Source organism: Pseudocitrobacter cyperus, from assembly GCF_039889165.1.
Lineage (GTDB): Bacteria > Pseudomonadota > Gammaproteobacteria > Enterobacterales > Enterobacteriaceae > Pseudocitrobacter > Pseudocitrobacter cyperus.
Genome location: NZ_JAYMYY010000002.1, coordinates 553,703 through 571,096 on the forward strand (window position 1 = coordinate 553,703; position 17,394 = coordinate 571,096).

A 17,394-nucleotide genomic window follows, 5' to 3' on the forward strand; every position below is an offset into this window, starting at 1 on the left:
CGATTAACCGAACTCACGCAAACGCAGCGCCAGTTTCTGGAAGAAGGTCATGTTCCGGGCATCGCGATCCTTCTCACCGGTGATCACCACCGTCGCCGTCGTCCCGGCAGGCCAGACGTTCTCCTGCTGCTCATCCAGGTGGATACGCACCGGCACACGCTGTGCCAGACGCACCCATTCAAGGTTGGAATCGATGGTTGCCATGCCTTTTGCGTCGTTGCTGCTGCTGGCGTTAGTCACCCCCGCGGCAACGCTATCGACGGTTCCTTTAATGACGCGATTGCTGCCAAGCGGCGTCACTTCTGCCCGGTAGCCCTTACGCACACCTTCCAGTTTGGTCTCTTCCAGATAAGCCAGTACATAGAACGAATTTTTTTTCACCAGCGCTACGGCGGTCGAGCCGCGGGTAATAAATTCACCGCCGAAAACGTTGAGGTTAGTCACCCAGCCGTCTGCCGGGGCGCGGATCACCGTGCGTTCGAGGTCAAGACGCGCCAGGTCGCGCGTCGCCTGCGCTTTTGCCAATTGATGTTCAACGGTTTGCAGCACGTTATTGGCCTGGTCAATTTCTTCACGCGACATCGCCTGGATACCTAACTGATTACGACGTCCGGCTTCACGACGCTTTTCGCTGGCCAGCGCTTTGTAATAGGAGACATCAGCCTCGGCTTCTTCCAGCGCTTTCTGGTAACGTGGCTGGTCAATCGTGAACAATACCTGGTCTTTCTTAACCAGTTGGTTATCCTTGATATTTACTTGAGTAATCAGCCCGGAAACATCGGGCGCGATGGCAACCACGTCGGCGCTGAAACGCGCATCACGCGTCCACGGCGACTCGGTGTAGTACACCCAGGCGCGGAAAATGGCGACGAAAGCCAGAATGACCAGTATCAGTGTGATAGCTGTACGGGAGATTTTTCTTATTAGCGTTTTCACATCTACCTCAAACGAACAAACGTGATATCAGATAAAAAAGACAGCAATACAATGCTGTGTTGAACAGCGCAGGGTGCCAGACAAAGTCATAGATACCGGTTGGGATAAGCAGTCGCCTCACCCCCCAGAAGATGGCGAGCGACAATAGCAACTCAAAGAAGATCGGCGGGAATGACAGGCCGAAAATCACAATGACAGGAAACAGACTCATGTTGACCTTGGTTTAGACTAGCGTGCAGGTGAGAGTGCGCTTTAATTATTCAGCTAACAGTATATTAACGTAACTGTTATGCCGTTATCTATATATTGTGATCTAAATCACTTTTAAGCCAGAGTGAATAATGGAACGACTAAAACGAATGTCGGTGTTTGCGAAAGTGGTCGAGCAAGGCTCGTTCACCGCCGCCGCGAAACAGCTTCAGATGAGCGTCTCTTCCATCAGTCAGACTGTATCAAAGCTGGAAGATGAGTTACAAGTCAAGCTGTTAAACCGCAGCACACGTAGTATAGGACTCACAGAAGCCGGCAAAATTTATTACCAGGGCTGCCGCCGTATGCTGTTTGAAGCACAGGACGTCCACGAACAACTTTATGCTTTTAACAACACGCCTATCGGCACGCTGCGAATCGGTTGTTCTTCAACTATGGCACAAAATGTCCTCGCGCGGATCACCGCAGAGATGTTGAAAGAATACACCGGGCTGACGGTGAATCTGGTTACGGGTATTCCGGCGCCTGACCTGATTGCCGACGGCCTGGATGTGGTGATCCGCGTCGGCGCGTTGCAGGATTCCAGCCTCTTCTCCCGCCGGTTAGGCTCGATGCCGATGGTTATCTGTGCCGCCAAAAGTTATCTGCAACAGGCGGGCATTCCCGAGAAACCCGCCGACCTCGCCAACCATTCGTGGCTGGAATACAGCGTGCGTCCGGATAACGAATTTGAGTTGATTGCCCCTGAGGGGCTGACCACACGCGTGATCCCGGAGGGGCGTTTTGTCACGAACGACCCGATGACGCTGAGCCGCTGGCTCTCTGCGGGAGCAGGGATCGCTTATGTGCCGCTGATGTGGGTGATTGAGGAAATTAACCGGGGTGAGGTAGAGATATTGCTGCCGCGCTATCAGTCCGATCCACGTCCGGTATACGCACTCTATACCGAGAAAGATAAGCTGCCGTTAAAGGTGCAGGTATGCATTAACTACCTGACGGATTACTTTGTCGAGGTGGCGAATTTGTATCAGGGGATGCGTGACAGAGGTGAGACGGGCGAGCGGTAAGATAACTGCCTGCCAGGCCTACAATCTTCCGTAGGCCTGACAAGGCAAAATTACGCCGTGCCGCCTACCGTCAGGTTGTCCACCTTCAGCGTCGGCTGGCCCACGCCAACTGGCAGGCTCTGCCCCTCTTTACCGCAAACGCCCACGCCGTTATCCAGCTTCAGGTCATTACCGACCATAGAGATCTGCTGCATGGTTTCGATACCGGAACCAATCAGCGTCGCGCCTTTCACCGGTTTCGTGACCTTGCCGTTTTCGATCAGATACGCTTCAGAGGTAGAGAAAACAAACTTGCCGGAGGTGATATCCACCTGGCCGCCGCCAAAGTTAGGCGCGTAGATGCCATACTCAACGGATTCGATAATCTCCTGCGGCGTCGATTTCCCGGCCAGCATGTAGGTGTTGGTCATCCGCGGCATCGGCAGATGCGCATAGGATTCACGACGGCCGTTCCCGGTCGGCGCAACGCCCATCAGACGCGCGTTGAGCTTGTCCTGCATATAGCCTTTCAGCACACCATTTTCGATCAGTACATTGTACTGGCCCGGCGTCCCTTCATCATCGATAGCCACGGAGCCACGGCGATCCTGCATGGTGCCGTCATCGACAACCGTACACAGTTCGGAGGCCACCAGTTCGCCCATATGACCGCTGAAAACAGAGGTGCCGCGACGGTTGAAGTCGCCTTCCAGACCATGGCCCACCGCCTCATGCAGCAGTACACCCGGCCAGCCAGCGCCCAGCACCACCGGCAAGGTGCCCGCTGGTGCGGCTACTGCCGAGAGATTCACCAGCGCCATACGCACGGCTTCTTTTGCCCATGCATCCGCGCGCACTTCACCGTCGAGATCCGCCAGGAAGTAGTCATAACCAAAGCGACCGCCGCCGCCGCTGGCGCCGCGCTCGCGTTTTCCGTTGTCGTCAACCTGTACACTCACAGATAAACGCACCAGCGGGCGCACGTCCGCTGCCAGCGTGCCATCCGTTGCCGCGACCAGGATCAATTCATAAACACCCGTCAGGCTGGCGGAGACTTCCTGTACACGCGTATCAGCCGCCCGCGCGACTTTATCCACCCGACGCAGAATATCGAGTTTCTCTTCACGGCTCATGCTTTGCAGAGGATCAAGCGAGGTATAAAGTGGCGAATGGTCTACCGCGCCAAGGGTACGTACTTTGCCATCACCCGCGTCGCGCACGATGGTACGCGCCGCCTGTGCGCTTTGCTCCAGCGCCTGTAAGCTTATCTGATCCGCGTAGGCAAACCCGGTTTTCTCACCGCTTACCGCACGCACACCCACGCCCTGGTCGATATTGTAGGAGCCATCTTTGATGATGCTGTCTTCTAAAACCCAGGACTCGTGATAGCTCGACTGAAAATAGAGATCGCCATAGTCGAGACGGCGCTCGGCGAGTTGACCAAGAATGTCAAACAGACGCTGATGATTCAGGCCGTTCGCTGCCAGCAATTGTTCACTTACCAGGTTTAGACTCATTATTCGCTACTCGTTAGTTACCGCTAAGATGCTCGTGTTAAAAGAGTGAGGCAATTGTACGATTGCGTCAAATCATTGCTTTGTATCGCTGCGCGCCTGGCGCAGCACTTCGTTGATTTGCGGCGAATCGATTGGCCCGGTGATGCGATAGCGCAGGATGGAGACTTTGCTCCACAATGGCCCCAGCACTTTACTGGCCGCAAAGACTGCCGCACCGATGATCGGGTTGATGGCAAACGCCGTCGCCACGCCAACGGTGGCGGAGATTTCAGGCGCGACGATGGCCTCCGTCGCCAGTTGACGGCGGACTAAATCCACCGACCCTTTCATGGCAATATCCGCTTCCAGACCGTCGACCAGCGTGTCATCCGTATTCAGCACACCGTCTTTGATCCACGCGGTGCTGCGGATAGAGTCAAAGTAAAACCCTTCGCTAAACGTGTCGCTGAAATCGAAGCGCAGCTTACGCAGCAGAGCATCGACGCTCAGCAAGCGCAGCAACTGGCCGGCATGTCCGGTGCTCAAATCGGTAAACTGACCTTTGCCGATACGCGTTTTAAGTATGCCATTTAATGTAGGTACATCCGGCTGCCACGGGCTGGCTCGCCAGTGTAAATCGTAGTCCAGATCGATGGATGAGTCGCGGATCGGCGTAGAAACGCCGAAGAACGCCACGGCATCATCAATCTTCTTGCCACGCAGTTTACCTTTTAGCGACGTGCGCTGGCCGCTCGCCGAGTTAACCCATACGCCATCGCTGGTCAGGCGGGCAAAGCCCGTGTCCACCAGCCCGTTGCTCAGGGTCATCGTATCGTTTTTAATGGTGAAATCACCGTCAATGCGGCCATACTTTTGCCCCCACAACCAGCACTCAGCACAGCGTAGCTGGAGATCCGGCCAGCCGCGGAAATCGATACGGCTGGCAGTCAGCGGGCCCGCTGGCGCCTGCGTTATCGGGGTAGAAGCGGGGTTGTAATAGAGATAACGAATGGCCGCCTGCCATGGGGCGTTATCGCGCATCGTCAGCGTGGCGTTCACTTCGCGCCCCTGTGCATCCACTTTTGTTCCCTGCGCGGAAGGCTGCGACACAATGCTCAGGTTGTTCCACTGCTGCCCGCCAAAAGTCAGCGACGGTGTACGTAACGTAATCTGCTGCGGGAAGACCGCAGCCGAGCTGGCATCGCTGGCTGCACCCTGCTGGAACAGCGCCAGCCACTGCGCGCCATCCATCGGCGGCAGGTTCAGTTCAACGCCCTGCTGTTCCGGCAGAGGCGGGTTGGTGCGGCTATCGCTTGCCCAGATTGCCCGATCCAGCGTCAGTTTCTGGTTCAACAGCCAACGGCTGTTGAGATGATTTTCATCGCCAAACTTGCCGGTTAAATCGAAGCTTTTCAGGTTGCCACTGACATTAATTTTGACCGGTAGCGGCTCTCCAGCCGATTTATTAGCCGGAGCAGGTAAGTGACTACTTACATTTTTCAGATCCCCGGTAATACCGACCTTGTAAGTCGGGCTTCCCTGATAGGGAAGCTCAATATTCACTTTCCCCTGCCACGGTACGCTACCGCCTATTTCGTCGTTGAGGGCTTTTGGCAGAACCCCCGTCCGGGCTGGCTGCCAGTTGGCGTCCATATTGACACCGACCTGATACGACTTTTCACCTTCGCGGGTATTAAAATCGACCTTCAGCGGCTGATTAAACCAGGTCGCCGTCATCGGCTGGCTCTGCAAGTCACCGTTAGAGAAGCTGAATTTGCCGCTCAGATTTTGCAGGGTACTGTCGAGCGGTTTGATAAACAGGCTGTTGTTATTGAGCGCCACATCGCCAGTCGCATGTACCAGCTCGCCGTTGAGCGGGATATCAAGTTGTAAGCGAGCACTCACATTCCCATCAAGTTGTAGCTCATCCAGCGTCGCGCCTAACGATTCTTTCAGCGGTGTTTCATTGAAATACGGCCCAACCGCCTTACCCGGCCCGTTGATATCGGCATCGATCAGCAGCTTCTCTTTCGCATAATCCGGGATCATCGCGTTGAGGTTGCTGGCCGTCACGCCGCCCAGTTGCACTTTATCCGCCTTCATCCACAAACCGTCATTGAGGAAGTCGAGATGAATGTCCAGATCGGTAAGTGCAGGCCAGTCAGGCTGGAAGGCAAAGGTCGCGTTACGCAGCGGTACAGAGACCTCAAATTGCCCTTCGTTGTGCTTATATGGGAAGAGATGCGGATTGCCACCGTAAACCAGCGTGGCGTTGTCGGCCTGACCGCCTTTAATCGCCCCGCTCAGGTAATCAACCAGGTCTTTACCCATCAGATTTTCCGGGAAGTATCGCCAGGCCTGACCACCGTCATCCGTGCTGATCCCGGCCAGAATGCCGAGCCAGGGCTGGTCATCTTTTGGTTGCAAATAGCGAAATCCGCCCGCTGCGCGCACGGCTTTAGCTTCTACATCAATATTGCGCCCATCAAGCATGAAGCCTTTATCATTGTTCTGCCAGTTGAGCGTGGCGGTACCTTTGGCTATTTCCAGCGGCGCGCGAAAGACCGTTTCATACGGCATCTTCGCTTGCTGCATATTCACTTTCAGCTCGCCATCTTCAACACTGCCGGTCGCCTCGCCGGAAACATTTTCCGCACCAGGTAGTAACTTCCACTGTTTCCACGCCAGGTCGCTCCACGTCGCCTGGAAACGGGTTTTCCCGGTCGCCTGGAGTGGAATGTCCAGCCCCAGAGATTCAATCATGCCGTTTGGCTGCGTGGTGCGCCAGATTTCACCCAGCGTCGGCGAGAGTTTATCGGCAATAGGCAACAGGCCATTGAGACCGGCCAGTGACAAATGACTGGCGCGAATGCGTAGCTCATCGCTACGCAGATTATTTTTCCCACCGACTTCCTGTTGCGGTATCCACGCCAGCGCCAGTGCGCCTCGCGGCCAGGGGGTATCGTCAATAGAAATGCGAGTGTCCGGAATGCGAAATTCCCACCCTGATTTTTCCCGCGAAAGGTGTGCCGTCAGGTTATCTACGGCAAGGTGATGGTCTTTCTTATCGCCTTCCCAGCTTGCGCCGCCTTTTTTCAACCAGACGTCGCCGCTGGAAATCTCGCCCTTGTCGAGCGAAGCCCAGGCCTCAAGGCTGAAGCGCGCGCTGGTCAACGCGATGTTGTCCTGCATCCAGCGACCCAGCCAGGGTTTAACGTCGATGTCATCCGCCTGCAGCCACAGCTTGCCTTTGTTCAGCAATCCGTTTTCATCACGCAGATCCATACGCACTTTCATCAGACCGTGCTGCCCGGTCAGGCTGGTGAGACTCAGTTCCCCCTCCGCACGGTGACGGTTTTTGCCGTTCAGCCAGGTAAGCTGAGGCACCGCCAGTTCGGCGCGCTGGCCGGAAAGTGTCAGGAAGCTGAGATGGCTGTCGCGCAGGGTAAACTGGTCAAACTGACGCAGGAAGAGATCGCCAATGCGATCGCCCTGTAGCGCATCACCGCTGTCATTACTTTGCAGCGGCTTATTCGTGTGAATGTTGAGTTGCCAGAAAGTGAGGTCGCGAAACTGCCAGCGCATATGCAGCAGGCTTTGCCAAACATCCAGCGCCAGCGAAACGCGCTTAACAGACATCTCGCCGCCATCGTCATCAAGCCCGGCTTTGATATCGCGCACTTCCAGCGTCGGCCCAAAGTTTTCCCAACTGGCGTGAATTTCCGATGCGTCAACCGGCTGCCCTACCGCCGAAGAGATTTTCGCGAGGATCTGCGGACGCCACTGGTTCAGGTGCGGCAATACGAGACGCAGGCCGCTCACCAGCAGCGCAGCAATGACAATCAGTGTTGCCACGGTGAGCAGTAAAATCCCCGGCAATCGCCTCACGCTTCTCTCCTTGTGTCGCAGCAGCCTGCTTTACATCATCACCACATCAAACTGCTCTGGGTTATAGAGCGGTTCGATTTGTACTTTGACCTGCTTGCCCACGAAAATCTCTACTTCCGCCAGCGCATGCGATTCGTCACCCTTCAGCGTTTCTGCGACCGACGGCGATGCATACACCAGGAAGCGGTCGGAGTCATACGCATGATGCACCCGCACAATTTCACGCATGATTTCGTAACACACGGTCTCAACCGTTTTCACCGTTCCGCGTCCATGACACGTCGGGCACTGATTGCAAAGCACATGTTCCACGCTTTCACGGGTACGTTTACGGGTCATCTCCACCAGCCCAAGCTGGGAGAAGCCGTTGATACTGGTTTTCACCCGATCTTTGCTCAGCGCCTGCTCCAGCGAGTGCAATACGCGACGGCGGTGATCTTCATTATTCATATCGATAAAGTCGATGATGATAATGCCGCCCAGATTACGCAGCCGTAGCTGCCGGGCAATGGCCTGGGTCGCTTCAATGTTGGTGTTGAAGATCGTGTCGTCGAGATTACGATGGCCGACAAACGCGCCGGTGTTGATATCCACCGTGGTCATTGCTTCGGTCTGATCGATAATCAGATAGCCGCCAGACTTCAGCTCTACTTTGCGTTCCAGCGCGCGCTGAATTTCGTTCTCGACGTCAAAGAGATCGAAAATCGGCTGATGGCCGCTGTAGTGCTCCAGCTTGCTGGTCATCTCAGGGATATATTCGGCGGTAAACTCCAGCAGCGCTTCGTAGGTCAAACGCGAATCAACGCGAATGCGGTCAAGCTGCGCGTCGGCAAAATCACGCAGAACGCGCTGGGCCAGCGCCAGTTCACCGTACATCTGGTAACGCGTCTGCTGGCGTTTTTTACGCTCCATCACTTTAGTCCAGACGCGTTTAAGGTATGCGGCATCGGATGCGAGATCCTCTTCGCACACGCCTTCCGCCGCTGTGCGGATGATAAAACCGCCCTGCTCGTCGCAGTACTCCGCCACCACCTTTTTCAGGCGCTCACGCTCTGCTTCACTTTCGATACGCTGGGAAACGCCAACGTGCGAGGCGCCAGGCATAAAGACCAGATAACGGGAAGGGAGCGTGATGTCGGTGGTCAGGCGCGCGCCTTTGGTGCCGAGCGGATCTTTCACCACCTGCACCATCAGATCCTGCCCCTGGCGCACCAACTCAGAGATGTCGCGCACGGTGAACTGTTTCTGTTCTTCGCCCGCCACGCATTCGGTGTGCGGCATAATATCGGAAGCGTGAAGGAATGCGGCCTTATCCAGGCCAATATCTACAAAAGCCGCCTGCATCCCTGGCAAAACCCGACTGACACGACCCTTGTAGATATTGCCTACGATTCCGCGTCGCGCTTCACGCTCAATATGAATTTCCTGCAAAATGCCGCCATCGATATACGCCACGCGCGTTTCGGATGGCGTCACATTCACTAATAATTCAGCCGTCATGTTTATCCCTTTCCTCACGTAGTGAGTTAAAGTTACTGAGCAACTCATACGTTTCCACCAGCGGTAAGCCGACTACGGCGTGATAGCTGCCATTTATCTTCCTGACAAAACAGCCACCCAACCCTTGAATACCGTATGCACCTGCTTTATCTAAAGGTTCACCGCTGGCAACGTAGCCTGCGATATCGTGTTCTGAAAGCACTCTGAACGTCACATCCGTGGCAACCAGTACGTCGATCGTGTTCTGGCTGTCTGCCAGCGCGACGGCGGTCATCACCTGATGCGTTTCCCCTGAAAGCTTGCCCAGCATCTCTGCGGCATGAGCGGCATCACGCGGTTTCTCCAGCACTTCGCCATTGAGGATAACTATAGTATCCGCGCCCAGAACCGGAAGGTCTTGATTGACCATCGTCACCCCGGCCTGTGCTTTTTCTCGCGCCAGACGCGTCACGTACTGTTGCGCGCTCTCCTGTGGACGGCGCTGCTCTTCTATACCCGGAACCACTTTTTCAAATGTGACGCCCAACTGAGTAAGCAGTTCCTGGCGACGCGGGGAACCTGAAGCGAGATAAATTTTCATAACGACCTTTATTGTACGGCGAATTGCTGACGAACTTTGCGCATCAGGAGGAAGATCCACGGCCAGAGTACGCCATTGACTACACTACTCCAGAACACTTCTGGTCGGAAAGAGACGTTGATCACTAAAAACTCTGACCAGAAAACAATAATATCCGTCGCCAGCGATAGCAGAATGACCACCAGCGCCTGCTGCCAGAGCGCCAGGTTGCGAAACAATTGGTATTTGAGCACAACCATGTATGCCACGATGCTCAGCGACAGCGCGCGCACACCCAGCGTTGAACCGCTGATGAGATCCAGTATTGCGCCCATCACAAAGCCCGTACCCACATTCACCCGATGCGGCAGCGCCAGTGACCAGTAAAGCAGAATGAGAAGAACCCAGTTTGGCCGGAAAACAATAATGTTGTCCGGCCACGGCATCACTTGCAGCAACAGTGCAATAAGAAATGAGAGCCAGATGACCCAACGTCCCTGGCTACGGTAACTTGCCACTATGGCCCTCCCTGAGGGGAGAGCTCAGCAGGTTGAGTTTCCACAGGCGGGGTCGCAAGCCCAGTGGCAGGCGCCGGAACCGGTGTTGGCGGGCCCATCGCATCCGGAGACGGCAGCACCTGCGGCATCATCTGCATCAGACGTTCGTTAGCCACGCGATGCACATCTTCCGGCGTCATCGGGTTCGCGCCGTTACGATCGGCCCCCCACAATAGCAGCAGGTAACGCAAGCGCTGCAAGCCCGCAGTAGGACGCGCCTGAATCACGGTGTATGCGCGCTGCGTATCCAGCTTCACGGAGGACACGACGGCAACCGGATACCCTTCCGGGAAGCGACCACCAAGGCCTGACGTCACCAGCACATCACCGACACGGATATCGGTATTTGCCGGCAGATGTTCAAGCTGGAGATCGTCAGTGCAGCCGTTACCGGCGGCAATCACGCGGATATCATTACGCAGTACCTGAATAGGCAACGCGTGAGTGGCATCGCAAATCAACAGCACGCGGCTGGTCAGTTTGGCGACGGCCACCACCTGACCGACAACACCTTTGTCACTGATAACCGGCTGGCCTTCATAAACACCGTTCACGCTGCCTTTGTCGATAACCACCTGATCGCTGTAGGGATCGTTAACGGTAGAGATCACCTGCGTCACCATTTTTTGCTCATCCTGACGCAATGGCGAACCCAGAAGTTCACGTAAACGGGCGTTTTCCTGTTTGTACTGACCCAGCATCAGCAGGTCGCTGTTTTTCAGCAGCAGTTCCTGGCGTAACGCGCGGTTTTCAAGTTCGAGTTGGTCACGTGAGGCCAGCGTTTGCGACACGCTGTCGAGTAATTCCCGGGGACCATTTGAGACAAAATAGAAAGGACTGACGGCGGTATCCATGTACGTTCGGATTTGGCTGAACGTACCGAGGCGGCTGTCGGCGATGATAACGCCAAGCGCAATCAGAACCGCCAGGATAAGGCGAATCTGTAGCGACGGGCCACGGCTAAAAATGGGCTTCATAGGCTATGCGTATTCTCGTGTCAGTAAAATCAAGGGTAGCCCGAAAGCTACCCCGGACTCAGGCTGACTACTCTTCGCTAAACAAGTCGCCGCCGTGCATATCGATCATTTCCAGCGCTTTGCCACCACCGCGCGCCACACAGGTCAGCGGATCTTCAGCAACAACGACAGGAATGCCCGTTTCTTCCATTAACAGGCGGTCAAGGTTACGCAGCAGCGCACCACCACCGGTCAGCACCATACCGCGCTCGGAGATATCGGATGCCAGTTCTGGTGGGCACTGTTCCAGTGCGACCATTACCGCGCTCACGATACCGGTCAGCGGTTCCTGGAGTGCTTCAAGGATTTCGTTGGAGTTCAGAGTGAAGCCGCGAGGCACACCTTCAGCCAGGTTACGGCCACGCACTTCGATTTCACGCACTTCATCGCCCGGGTAAGCGGAGCCGATTTCGTGTTTGATGCGCTCTGCGGTCGCTTCACCGATCAGAGAGCCGTAGTTACGACGAACGTAGTTAATGATAGCTTCATCGAAACGGTCGCCGCCGATACGCACGGAGGAGGAGTAAACCACGCCGTTCAGGGAGATGACCGCAACTTCAGTGGTACCACCACCGATATCCACCACCATAGAGCCGGTCGCTTCGGAAACGGGCAGACCTGCGCCGATTGCCGCAGCCATCGGTTCTTCAATCAGGAACACTTCACGCGCGCCAGCGCCCTGTGCGGATTCGCGAATCGCACGACGCTCAACCTGAGTTGCCCCGACCGGTACACATACCAGCACGCGCGGGCTCGGACGCATGAAACTGTTGCTGTGCACTTGCTTAATAAAGTGCTGCAACATTTTTTCGGTTACGAAGAAGTCGGCGATAACGCCGTCTTTCATCGGACGGATTGCCGCGATGTTGCCAGGTGTACGACCCAGCATCTGTTTAGCGTCATGACCGACGGCAGCTACGCTTTTGGGTGAACCGGCACGATCCTGACGAATGGCCACCACGGAAGGCTCATTCAATACGATGCCTTGTCCTTTCACGTAAATCAGGGTATTCGCAGTACCCAGGTCAATGGACAGGTCATTGGAAAACATGCCACGAAATTTTTTCAACATACTAAGGGATAATCCTGAAAGCTGGGGCGGAAAACAAAATCCGCTTACTTTACCAACCACACGCAGCAGCGACAAGGCGCAAAAATCATCTGCAACGGTGAAAATTAGTGCAGTTCGTTTCCTCTGTTACAAATCCAACCTGGCTCCATCAGCGTCGGGAGTCATTAACCACACCCCAATCTGGACTTGCAACCTGTTTCAAAGGTCGTCGACTTGCATGATGCGACATATACCCGGCGAGCAGACACGCACACCCCCGAATAAACCGCGCGCATTATTCTACGTGATAAACACGCTAAACAGCAGGTCAAACAGAGTATCTTTGCGAATATTTTTTCACATTCGTGTCAAGTGGTTGTGAGGCGGCAAAAAAATCACCTTGTCCGCCGGAAACGCCACACTCTGTCAGTACCTGCCATTCACTACGGCTCCGGATGCCCGGTGCGAAAACTTGCATGGTTGTGCCTTTACAGGCTTCAACCAGGCTCTGCACCAGCAACTGGTTTTGACTCCGTTTCTCAATATTGCGCACCAGGCCTGGATCAAGCTTGATCAATTCGACCTCAAGCTGCTTGATCCAACTGGTGCTCACCAGGGTTAAACCCGCCTGAATAACGGCGACTCTGGCACCCAGCGCGTTAATTAACCGCACGACGGGTTGCAAACGGCTGATATGTTGACAAACATCCGCCTCTGCAAGTTCAAAAATAATCCGTTTGCGTTGCGATTTTTCGCATTGCATTAAAGTATCACGCAGCCAGCGCTGAAAACGCGGGCGAATCAGCGATTCGACAGAAACCTGTAAGCCAAAGTTTTCTTCCGGCCAGAAATTTAAAAACGGCAGGATGCGGGTAATCTGCAAACGGTCGTACTCTTCCATCAGACCAAATTCCAGCACCATAGGCAGAAACTCCGCCGCAATGACCTCTTCGTTCCCGTCATAAATACGGCAGGTCAGCTCCCGGTGATGGACGCGTCCATCAAGCGTTACCGCCGGTTTCTGGTACAGGCGCGGGCCGCCGCGTCGCAGCATCTGTTCGATCAGCGTTCGCCAGCGTACATTACCGCGACCTTTCTCCGGCAGTGAATCATCATAAATAGCCCAGCTATTACTGCCCTGCAGCACCGCGTTGCGCACGGCGGCTTCCGCGTGCTCCATCACCTGCTGGCTGGTCTGCCCGCCGCGCCAGGCGCAAATCCCGATATGCATCATGTCGTCGCGGTCGAGAATTTTCGTTATCGGCAGCGCATCCGCCGCCTTGAGTAGTTGCCCGGCGATGCTGTCGGCTTCCTTCAGCGTGCGATGCGGCAACAATACAGTAAAGTCGCTGCGGTGGTATCGCGCCAGTAACGCGCCGGGATAACGCATCATAAAGGTGGAAAGCAGGTTGATAAGCATAAAGAGATGCTCTTCGGCCGCTTCGTTACCCCAACTATCACGCAGTAAATCGAGATCCGGCAGGCGTATCATCATCACGATGCCGTGTGCGCCGACGTTTTCCTGATCGTCGAGCAACGTCGCCAGTTGATTATCAAAGAAGAGACGATTGCTGAGCCCGGTTTTATTATCCTGTGCGGCATAGGCGCGGATCAGCGTGTCCATGCGGCTGCGCTGTTCGGCGGCAAACTGAATTTCCGACAGCAGTACATCTATCGCACTGCTGGTACGCGCCGGCCACTCATGAACATTGCCTTTTACCTTTGCACCGCGTTCACCGTTAAGGATGCGGATCGCCCGCGATTCGAGCAGCTCCTGCCCCGCCAGTTGGCGACGTAGCCAGCGCACAGCGATGAACACGATTAACACCATAAAAACAATCGTCAGCGTCAACGGAAGCGTCGTCATCAGCGAGCGGAAATAGTTGGCCATGGGGTCTTGATAAACCAGCTTGATCTGCATGCCAGGGTGTTTGACTGAATCGACCGTCAGTTCGCGATAGCGGTAATAGCTGCCCACCGGGCGATAGCTGCTTTTGCGGGCATAATTGTAAAACGCTTTGCCGTCCTGGATAAATTCGACGTCCACGACATCCACCGGGGCAAAGATTTCATCAAGTTGCGGGGTTAGCTGTTCAAAGGACGTGGTGAGCAAACGGCTATCCAGCACCGTCGCCACCGCCTCGACGCGGCCTTTTACTTTATATTGAATGCCGTTATAGAAGCTTAGCGAGGAACCAATCAGCGTCACCAGGATCGTCAACCCGGTTAGCAAGGTAAAAAAAGCAGAAAATTTCGTCGTTAATCGCATCCCTGATTTAACTCCGTTGGTTAATCGTCACCCGACAAATCGCCTGGCCCCGGCTGCCTTCTCGATGAAGAGTGAGCACTAACATATTAAATGAACCCGGCATACTACCAAATCAGGGGTTTCTGGCAATTTATTGCGCCAAATCGACATAGAATTGTGTGTAGCGAGTATAGTTCTGAGAGTAATTTTACCAAACATCGAGCCATTGAGGATGGGTTATGCAGGCATTAATCTTAGAACAACAGGACGGGAAAACCCTTTCATCGGTACAGCGCATCGACGATAGCCTGTTGCCGCCGGGAGACGTCACCGTAGATATTCAGTGGTCCAGCCTGAATTATAAAGACGCGCTGGCAATCACCGGGAAAGGCAAAATCATCCGCAATTTCCCTATGGTGCCTGGTATTGATTTCGCCGGTACGGTACACGCCAGCGATGACCCGCGTTTTCAACCGGGCCAGCAGGTGCTGCTCACCGGTTGGGGTGTGGGTGAAAATCATTGGGGCGGTCTGTCCGAGCGTGCGCGTGTGAAAGGCGACTGGCTGGTGCCGATGCCAAACGGGCTGGATGGCCGTAAAGCGATGATTATCGGCACTGCAGGTTTCACCGCCATGCTTTGCGTAATGGCGCTTGAAGACGCGGGCGTTCGCCCGGAAGATGGCGAAATCGTAGTGACTGGCGCCAGCGGCGGCGTGGGCAGCACGGCGGTGGCGCTACTGCATAAACTGGGTTATCAGGTGGTCGCTGTTTCTGGTCGCGAAAGCACCCACGATTATCTGCGCCAGTTAGGCGCTAACCGCATTCTGCCGCGCGATGAATTTGCAGAAACACGTCCGCTGGAAAAACAGGTGTGGGCCGGAGCGGTCGATACCGTCGGTGATAAAGTGCTGGCGAAAGTGCTGGCGCAGATGAACTACGGCGGCTGCGTGGCGGCCTGCGGTCTGGCGGGCGGTTTCGCTCTGCCAACCACCGTGATGCCATTTATCCTGCGCAATGTGCGTTTGCAGGGCGTCGATTCGGTGATGACCCCGATTGCGCGCCGTAGCGCCGCGTGGGAGCGTCTGGTGAAAGATCTGCCAGAATCGTTCTACGCCCAGAGTGCGACAGAAATCACCCTCGATAAAGCGCCGCAGTTTGCCGAGGCGATTATCAACAATCAGGCGCAGGGCCGTACGCTGGTAAAAATCGCCTAATCTTCAAATTTTCGTGACATATTCGCGCGAATAACGCCTCTCCGTCATGCTTAGTACAAATGACGGAGAGGTGAAATAACGTGAAAAAATTAACCGAAGCCGACGTGACCGCAGAGTCCGTCTTTATGATGCAGCGCCGCCAGGTGCTGAAAATGTTAGGAATCAGTACGGCTGCCATTGCGCTGCCCGCCCAGGCAGGCCTCAGCGACTGGTTTAAAGGCAACGATCGCCCGCCCGCGCCTTCCGGTAAACCGCTTGATTTCAGCAAACCCGCCGAGTGGCAAAACACACTCACCTTAACGCCGGAAGATAAAGTCACCGGTTACAACAATTTTTATGAGTTCGGCCTCGATAAAGCCGACCCGGCCGCCAATGCCGGAAGCATGCCTACCGATCCCTGGAAATTGACGATCGATGGCGAAGTCGCAAAACCGCTGACGCTCGACCACGATGACCTCACCCGTCGTTTTGCGCTGGAAGAACGTATTTACCGGATGCGCTGCGTTGAAGCCTGGTCGATGGTCGTGCCGTGGGTGGGTTTTCCTCTGCATAAACTGCTGTCGCTGGTTGAGCCCACCAGCAATGCAAAATATGTGGCCTTCCAGACCCTGTACGCACCCGATATTATGCCCGGACAAAAAGATCGCTTTATCGGCGGTGGGCTGAAATACCCCTATGTCGAAGGATTACGTCTGGATGAAGCGATGCACCCGCTCACTATGCTCACCGTCGGCGTGTATGGCAAAGCACTTCCGCCGCAAAACGGCGCGCCTGTTCGCCTGACCGTGCCCTGGAAGTATGGCTTTAAGGGCATCAAATCCATCGTGTCGATTAAACTCACCCGCGAACGCCCGCCTACAACCTGGAACCTTGCGGCAGCGAATGAGTATGGTTTCTACGCCAATGTGAACCCGCACGTTGACCACCCGCGCTGGTCACAAGCGACAGAGCGTTTTATCGGTTCTGGCGGCATCCTCAATGTGAAACGTCAGCCAACATTGCTATTCAATGGCTATGCCGATCAGGTAGCGTCGCTCTACCGCGGGCTCGATTTGCGGGAGAATTTTTAATGCGCTTAACCGTTACACATATTCGTTGGCTGAAACTTTGTCTGCATCTTGCGGCATTTTTGCCGTTTGTCTGGCTCTTTTGGGCCGCCTCTTCCGGGCAACTGAGCGCCGATCCGGCGAAGGATATTCAACACTTTACCGGTAGGATGGCTCTGAAATTACTGCTGGCGACCTTGTTGATTTCCCCGCTGGCGCGCTACGCTAAACAGCCATTATTGATACGAACCCGCCGCCTGTTAGGGTTATGGTGTTTCGCCTGGGCCACGTTGCATTTATGTAGCTATGCATTACTGGAGCTGGGTATCAACAACCTGGCGCTGCTAAGCAAGGAACTGGTTACTCGCCCCTATTTACTGCTCGGCTTTGTCAGTTGGCTGATTTTACTGGCTCTGGCGGCGACATCCACCCAGTTCATGCAGCGAAAACTGGGGAGGCGCTGGCAGTTATTGCATAATTTCGTCTATCTTGTGGCGATCCTCGCACCGATTCACTACCTGTGGTCGGTAAAAATTTTATCGCCGCAGCCACTGCTTTACGCACTCTGCGCGTTCGCCCTTTTAGCATGGCGTTACAAGAAGTTCCGCCAGTGGTGGCGCTAGATAC

General features: G+C 55.0%; 14 protein-coding genes. 4 read left to right on the forward strand and 10 right to left on the reverse strand.

All coding sequences use genetic code 11. From position 1 onward, the window contains the following. Nucleotides 1-3 precede the first annotated feature (3 nt). The gene (aaeA, locus tag VSR74_RS11425) at nt 4-936 is read right to left on the reverse strand and encodes a p-hydroxybenzoic acid efflux pump subunit AaeA (protein ID WP_347794841.1); all 933 of its coding nucleotides are present in this window, start codon (nt 934-936) and stop codon (nt 4-6) included. A gap of 7 nt (nt 937-943) precedes the next feature. After that, nucleotides 944-1,147, reverse strand: a complete 204-nt coding sequence (gene aaeX, locus VSR74_RS11430; RefSeq protein ID WP_015962790.1) for a p-hydroxybenzoic acid efflux pump operon protein AaeX — start codon at nt 1,145-1,147, stop codon at nt 944-946. Nucleotides 1,148-1,277: 130 nt separating this feature from the next. On the opposite strand from aaeX, the gene aaeR reads away from it, so the two are divergent. Continuing rightward, the gene (gene aaeR / locus VSR74_RS11435; protein ID WP_347794842.1) at nt 1,278-2,213 is read left to right on the forward strand and encodes an HTH-type transcriptional activator AaeR; all 936 of its coding nucleotides are present in this window, start codon (nt 1,278-1,280) and stop codon (nt 2,211-2,213) included. Between the two features lie 50 nt (nt 2,214-2,263). Here the strand turns inward: aaeR and tldD are convergent, their stop codons facing one another. The 8 genes from tldD to csrD form a co-directional block, all read right to left on the reverse strand. Next, a complete protein-coding gene (tldD, locus tag VSR74_RS11440; protein ID WP_347794843.1) occupies nt 2,264-3,709 on the reverse strand; it encodes a metalloprotease TldD in 1,446 nt (481 codons plus the stop codon). A gap of 72 nt (nt 3,710-3,781) precedes the next feature. Further along, the gene (gene yhdP / locus VSR74_RS11445; protein ID WP_347794844.1) at nt 3,782-7,576 is read right to left on the reverse strand and encodes an AsmA2 domain-containing protein YhdP; all 3,795 of its coding nucleotides are present in this window, start codon (nt 7,574-7,576) and stop codon (nt 3,782-3,784) included. A 30-nt stretch (nt 7,577-7,606) separates the two neighbouring features. After that, complete coding sequence (gene rng / locus VSR74_RS11450) at nt 7,607-9,076, reverse strand: ribonuclease G (RefSeq protein WP_347794845.1); 1,470 nt, start codon at nt 9,074-9,076, stop codon at nt 7,607-7,609. Further along, complete coding sequence (locus VSR74_RS11455) at nt 9,066-9,656, reverse strand: Maf family protein (protein WP_347794846.1); 591 nt, start codon at nt 9,654-9,656, stop codon at nt 9,066-9,068. Before VSR74_RS11455 ends, rng begins: the two co-directional genes overlap by 11 nt. Nucleotides 9,657-9,664: 8 nt before the next feature. Next, a complete protein-coding gene (gene mreD / locus VSR74_RS11460; protein ID WP_347794847.1) occupies nt 9,665-10,153 on the reverse strand; it encodes a rod shape-determining protein MreD in 489 nt (162 codons plus the stop codon). Further along, nucleotides 10,153-11,169 carry a rod shape-determining protein MreC gene (gene mreC, locus VSR74_RS11465; RefSeq protein WP_347794848.1) on the reverse strand — a complete coding sequence of 339 codons (1,017 nt, stop codon included), beginning with the start codon at nt 11,167-11,169 and terminating at the stop codon, nt 10,153-10,155. Before mreC ends, mreD begins: the two co-directional genes overlap by 1 nt. Nucleotides 11,170-11,236: 67 nt before the next feature. Continuing rightward, nucleotides 11,237-12,280: a rod shape-determining protein MreB gene (gene mreB, locus VSR74_RS11470; protein WP_000913396.1), complete on the reverse strand. Its 1,044-nt coding sequence runs from the start codon at nt 12,278-12,280 to the stop codon at nt 11,237-11,239. A gap of 307 nt (nt 12,281-12,587) precedes the next feature. After that, complete coding sequence (gene csrD / locus VSR74_RS11475) at nt 12,588-14,528, reverse strand: RNase E specificity factor CsrD (protein WP_347794849.1); 1,941 nt, start codon at nt 14,526-14,528, stop codon at nt 12,588-12,590. A gap of 218 nt (nt 14,529-14,746) precedes the next feature. Between csrD and acuI the strand changes: the two genes are divergently transcribed. From acuI to msrQ, 3 genes are all read left to right on the forward strand, one after another. After that, entirely contained in the window at nt 14,747-15,721 is a 975-nt protein-coding gene (gene acuI, locus VSR74_RS11480) for an acrylyl-CoA reductase (NADPH) (RefSeq protein WP_347794850.1), read from the forward strand. Between the two features lie 80 nt (nt 15,722-15,801). Beyond that, the gene (msrP, locus tag VSR74_RS11485; RefSeq protein ID WP_411914248.1) at nt 15,802-16,791 is read left to right on the forward strand and encodes a protein-methionine-sulfoxide reductase catalytic subunit MsrP; all 990 of its coding nucleotides are present in this window, start codon (nt 15,802-15,804) and stop codon (nt 16,789-16,791) included. Next, a complete protein-coding gene (gene msrQ / locus VSR74_RS11490) occupies nt 16,791-17,390 on the forward strand; it encodes a protein-methionine-sulfoxide reductase heme-binding subunit MsrQ (RefSeq protein ID WP_347794851.1) in 600 nt (199 codons plus the stop codon). The genes msrP and msrQ overlap by 1 nt, the downstream gene beginning before the upstream one ends. The last annotated feature ends 4 nt before the right edge of the window (nt 17,391-17,394 follow it).

Coding starts and splice junctions, on each gene's coding strand:
- aaeX (WP_015962790.1), bottom strand. CDS start 1,147: ATGAGTCTGTTTCCTGTCATTGTGATTTTCGGCCTGTCATTCCCGCCG.
- aaeR (WP_347794842.1), top strand. CDS start 1,278: ATGGAACGACTAAAACGAATGTCGGTGTTTGCGAAAGTGGTCGAGCAA.
- tldD (WP_347794843.1), bottom strand. CDS start 3,709: ATGAGTCTAAACCTGGTAAGTGAACAATTGCTGGCAGCGAACGGCCTG.
- rng (WP_347794845.1), bottom strand. CDS start 9,076: ATGACGGCTGAATTATTAGTGAATGTGACGCCATCCGAAACGCGCGTG.
- VSR74_RS11455 (WP_347794846.1), bottom strand. CDS start 9,656: ATGAAAATTTATCTCGCTTCAGGTTCCCCGCGTCGCCAGGAACTGCTT.
- mreC (WP_347794848.1), bottom strand. CDS start 11,169: ATGAAGCCCATTTTTAGCCGTGGCCCGTCGCTACAGATTCGCCTTATC.
- mreB (WP_000913396.1), bottom strand. CDS start 12,280: ATGTTGAAAAAATTTCGTGGCATGTTTTCCAATGACCTGTCCATTGAC.
- csrD (WP_347794849.1), bottom strand. CDS start 14,528: ATGCGATTAACGACGAAATTTTCTGCTTTTTTTACCTTGCTAACCGGG.
- acuI (WP_347794850.1), top strand. CDS start 14,747: ATGCAGGCATTAATCTTAGAACAACAGGACGGGAAAACCCTTTCATCG.
- msrQ (WP_347794851.1), top strand. CDS start 16,791: ATGCGCTTAACCGTTACACATATTCGTTGGCTGAAACTTTGTCTGCAT.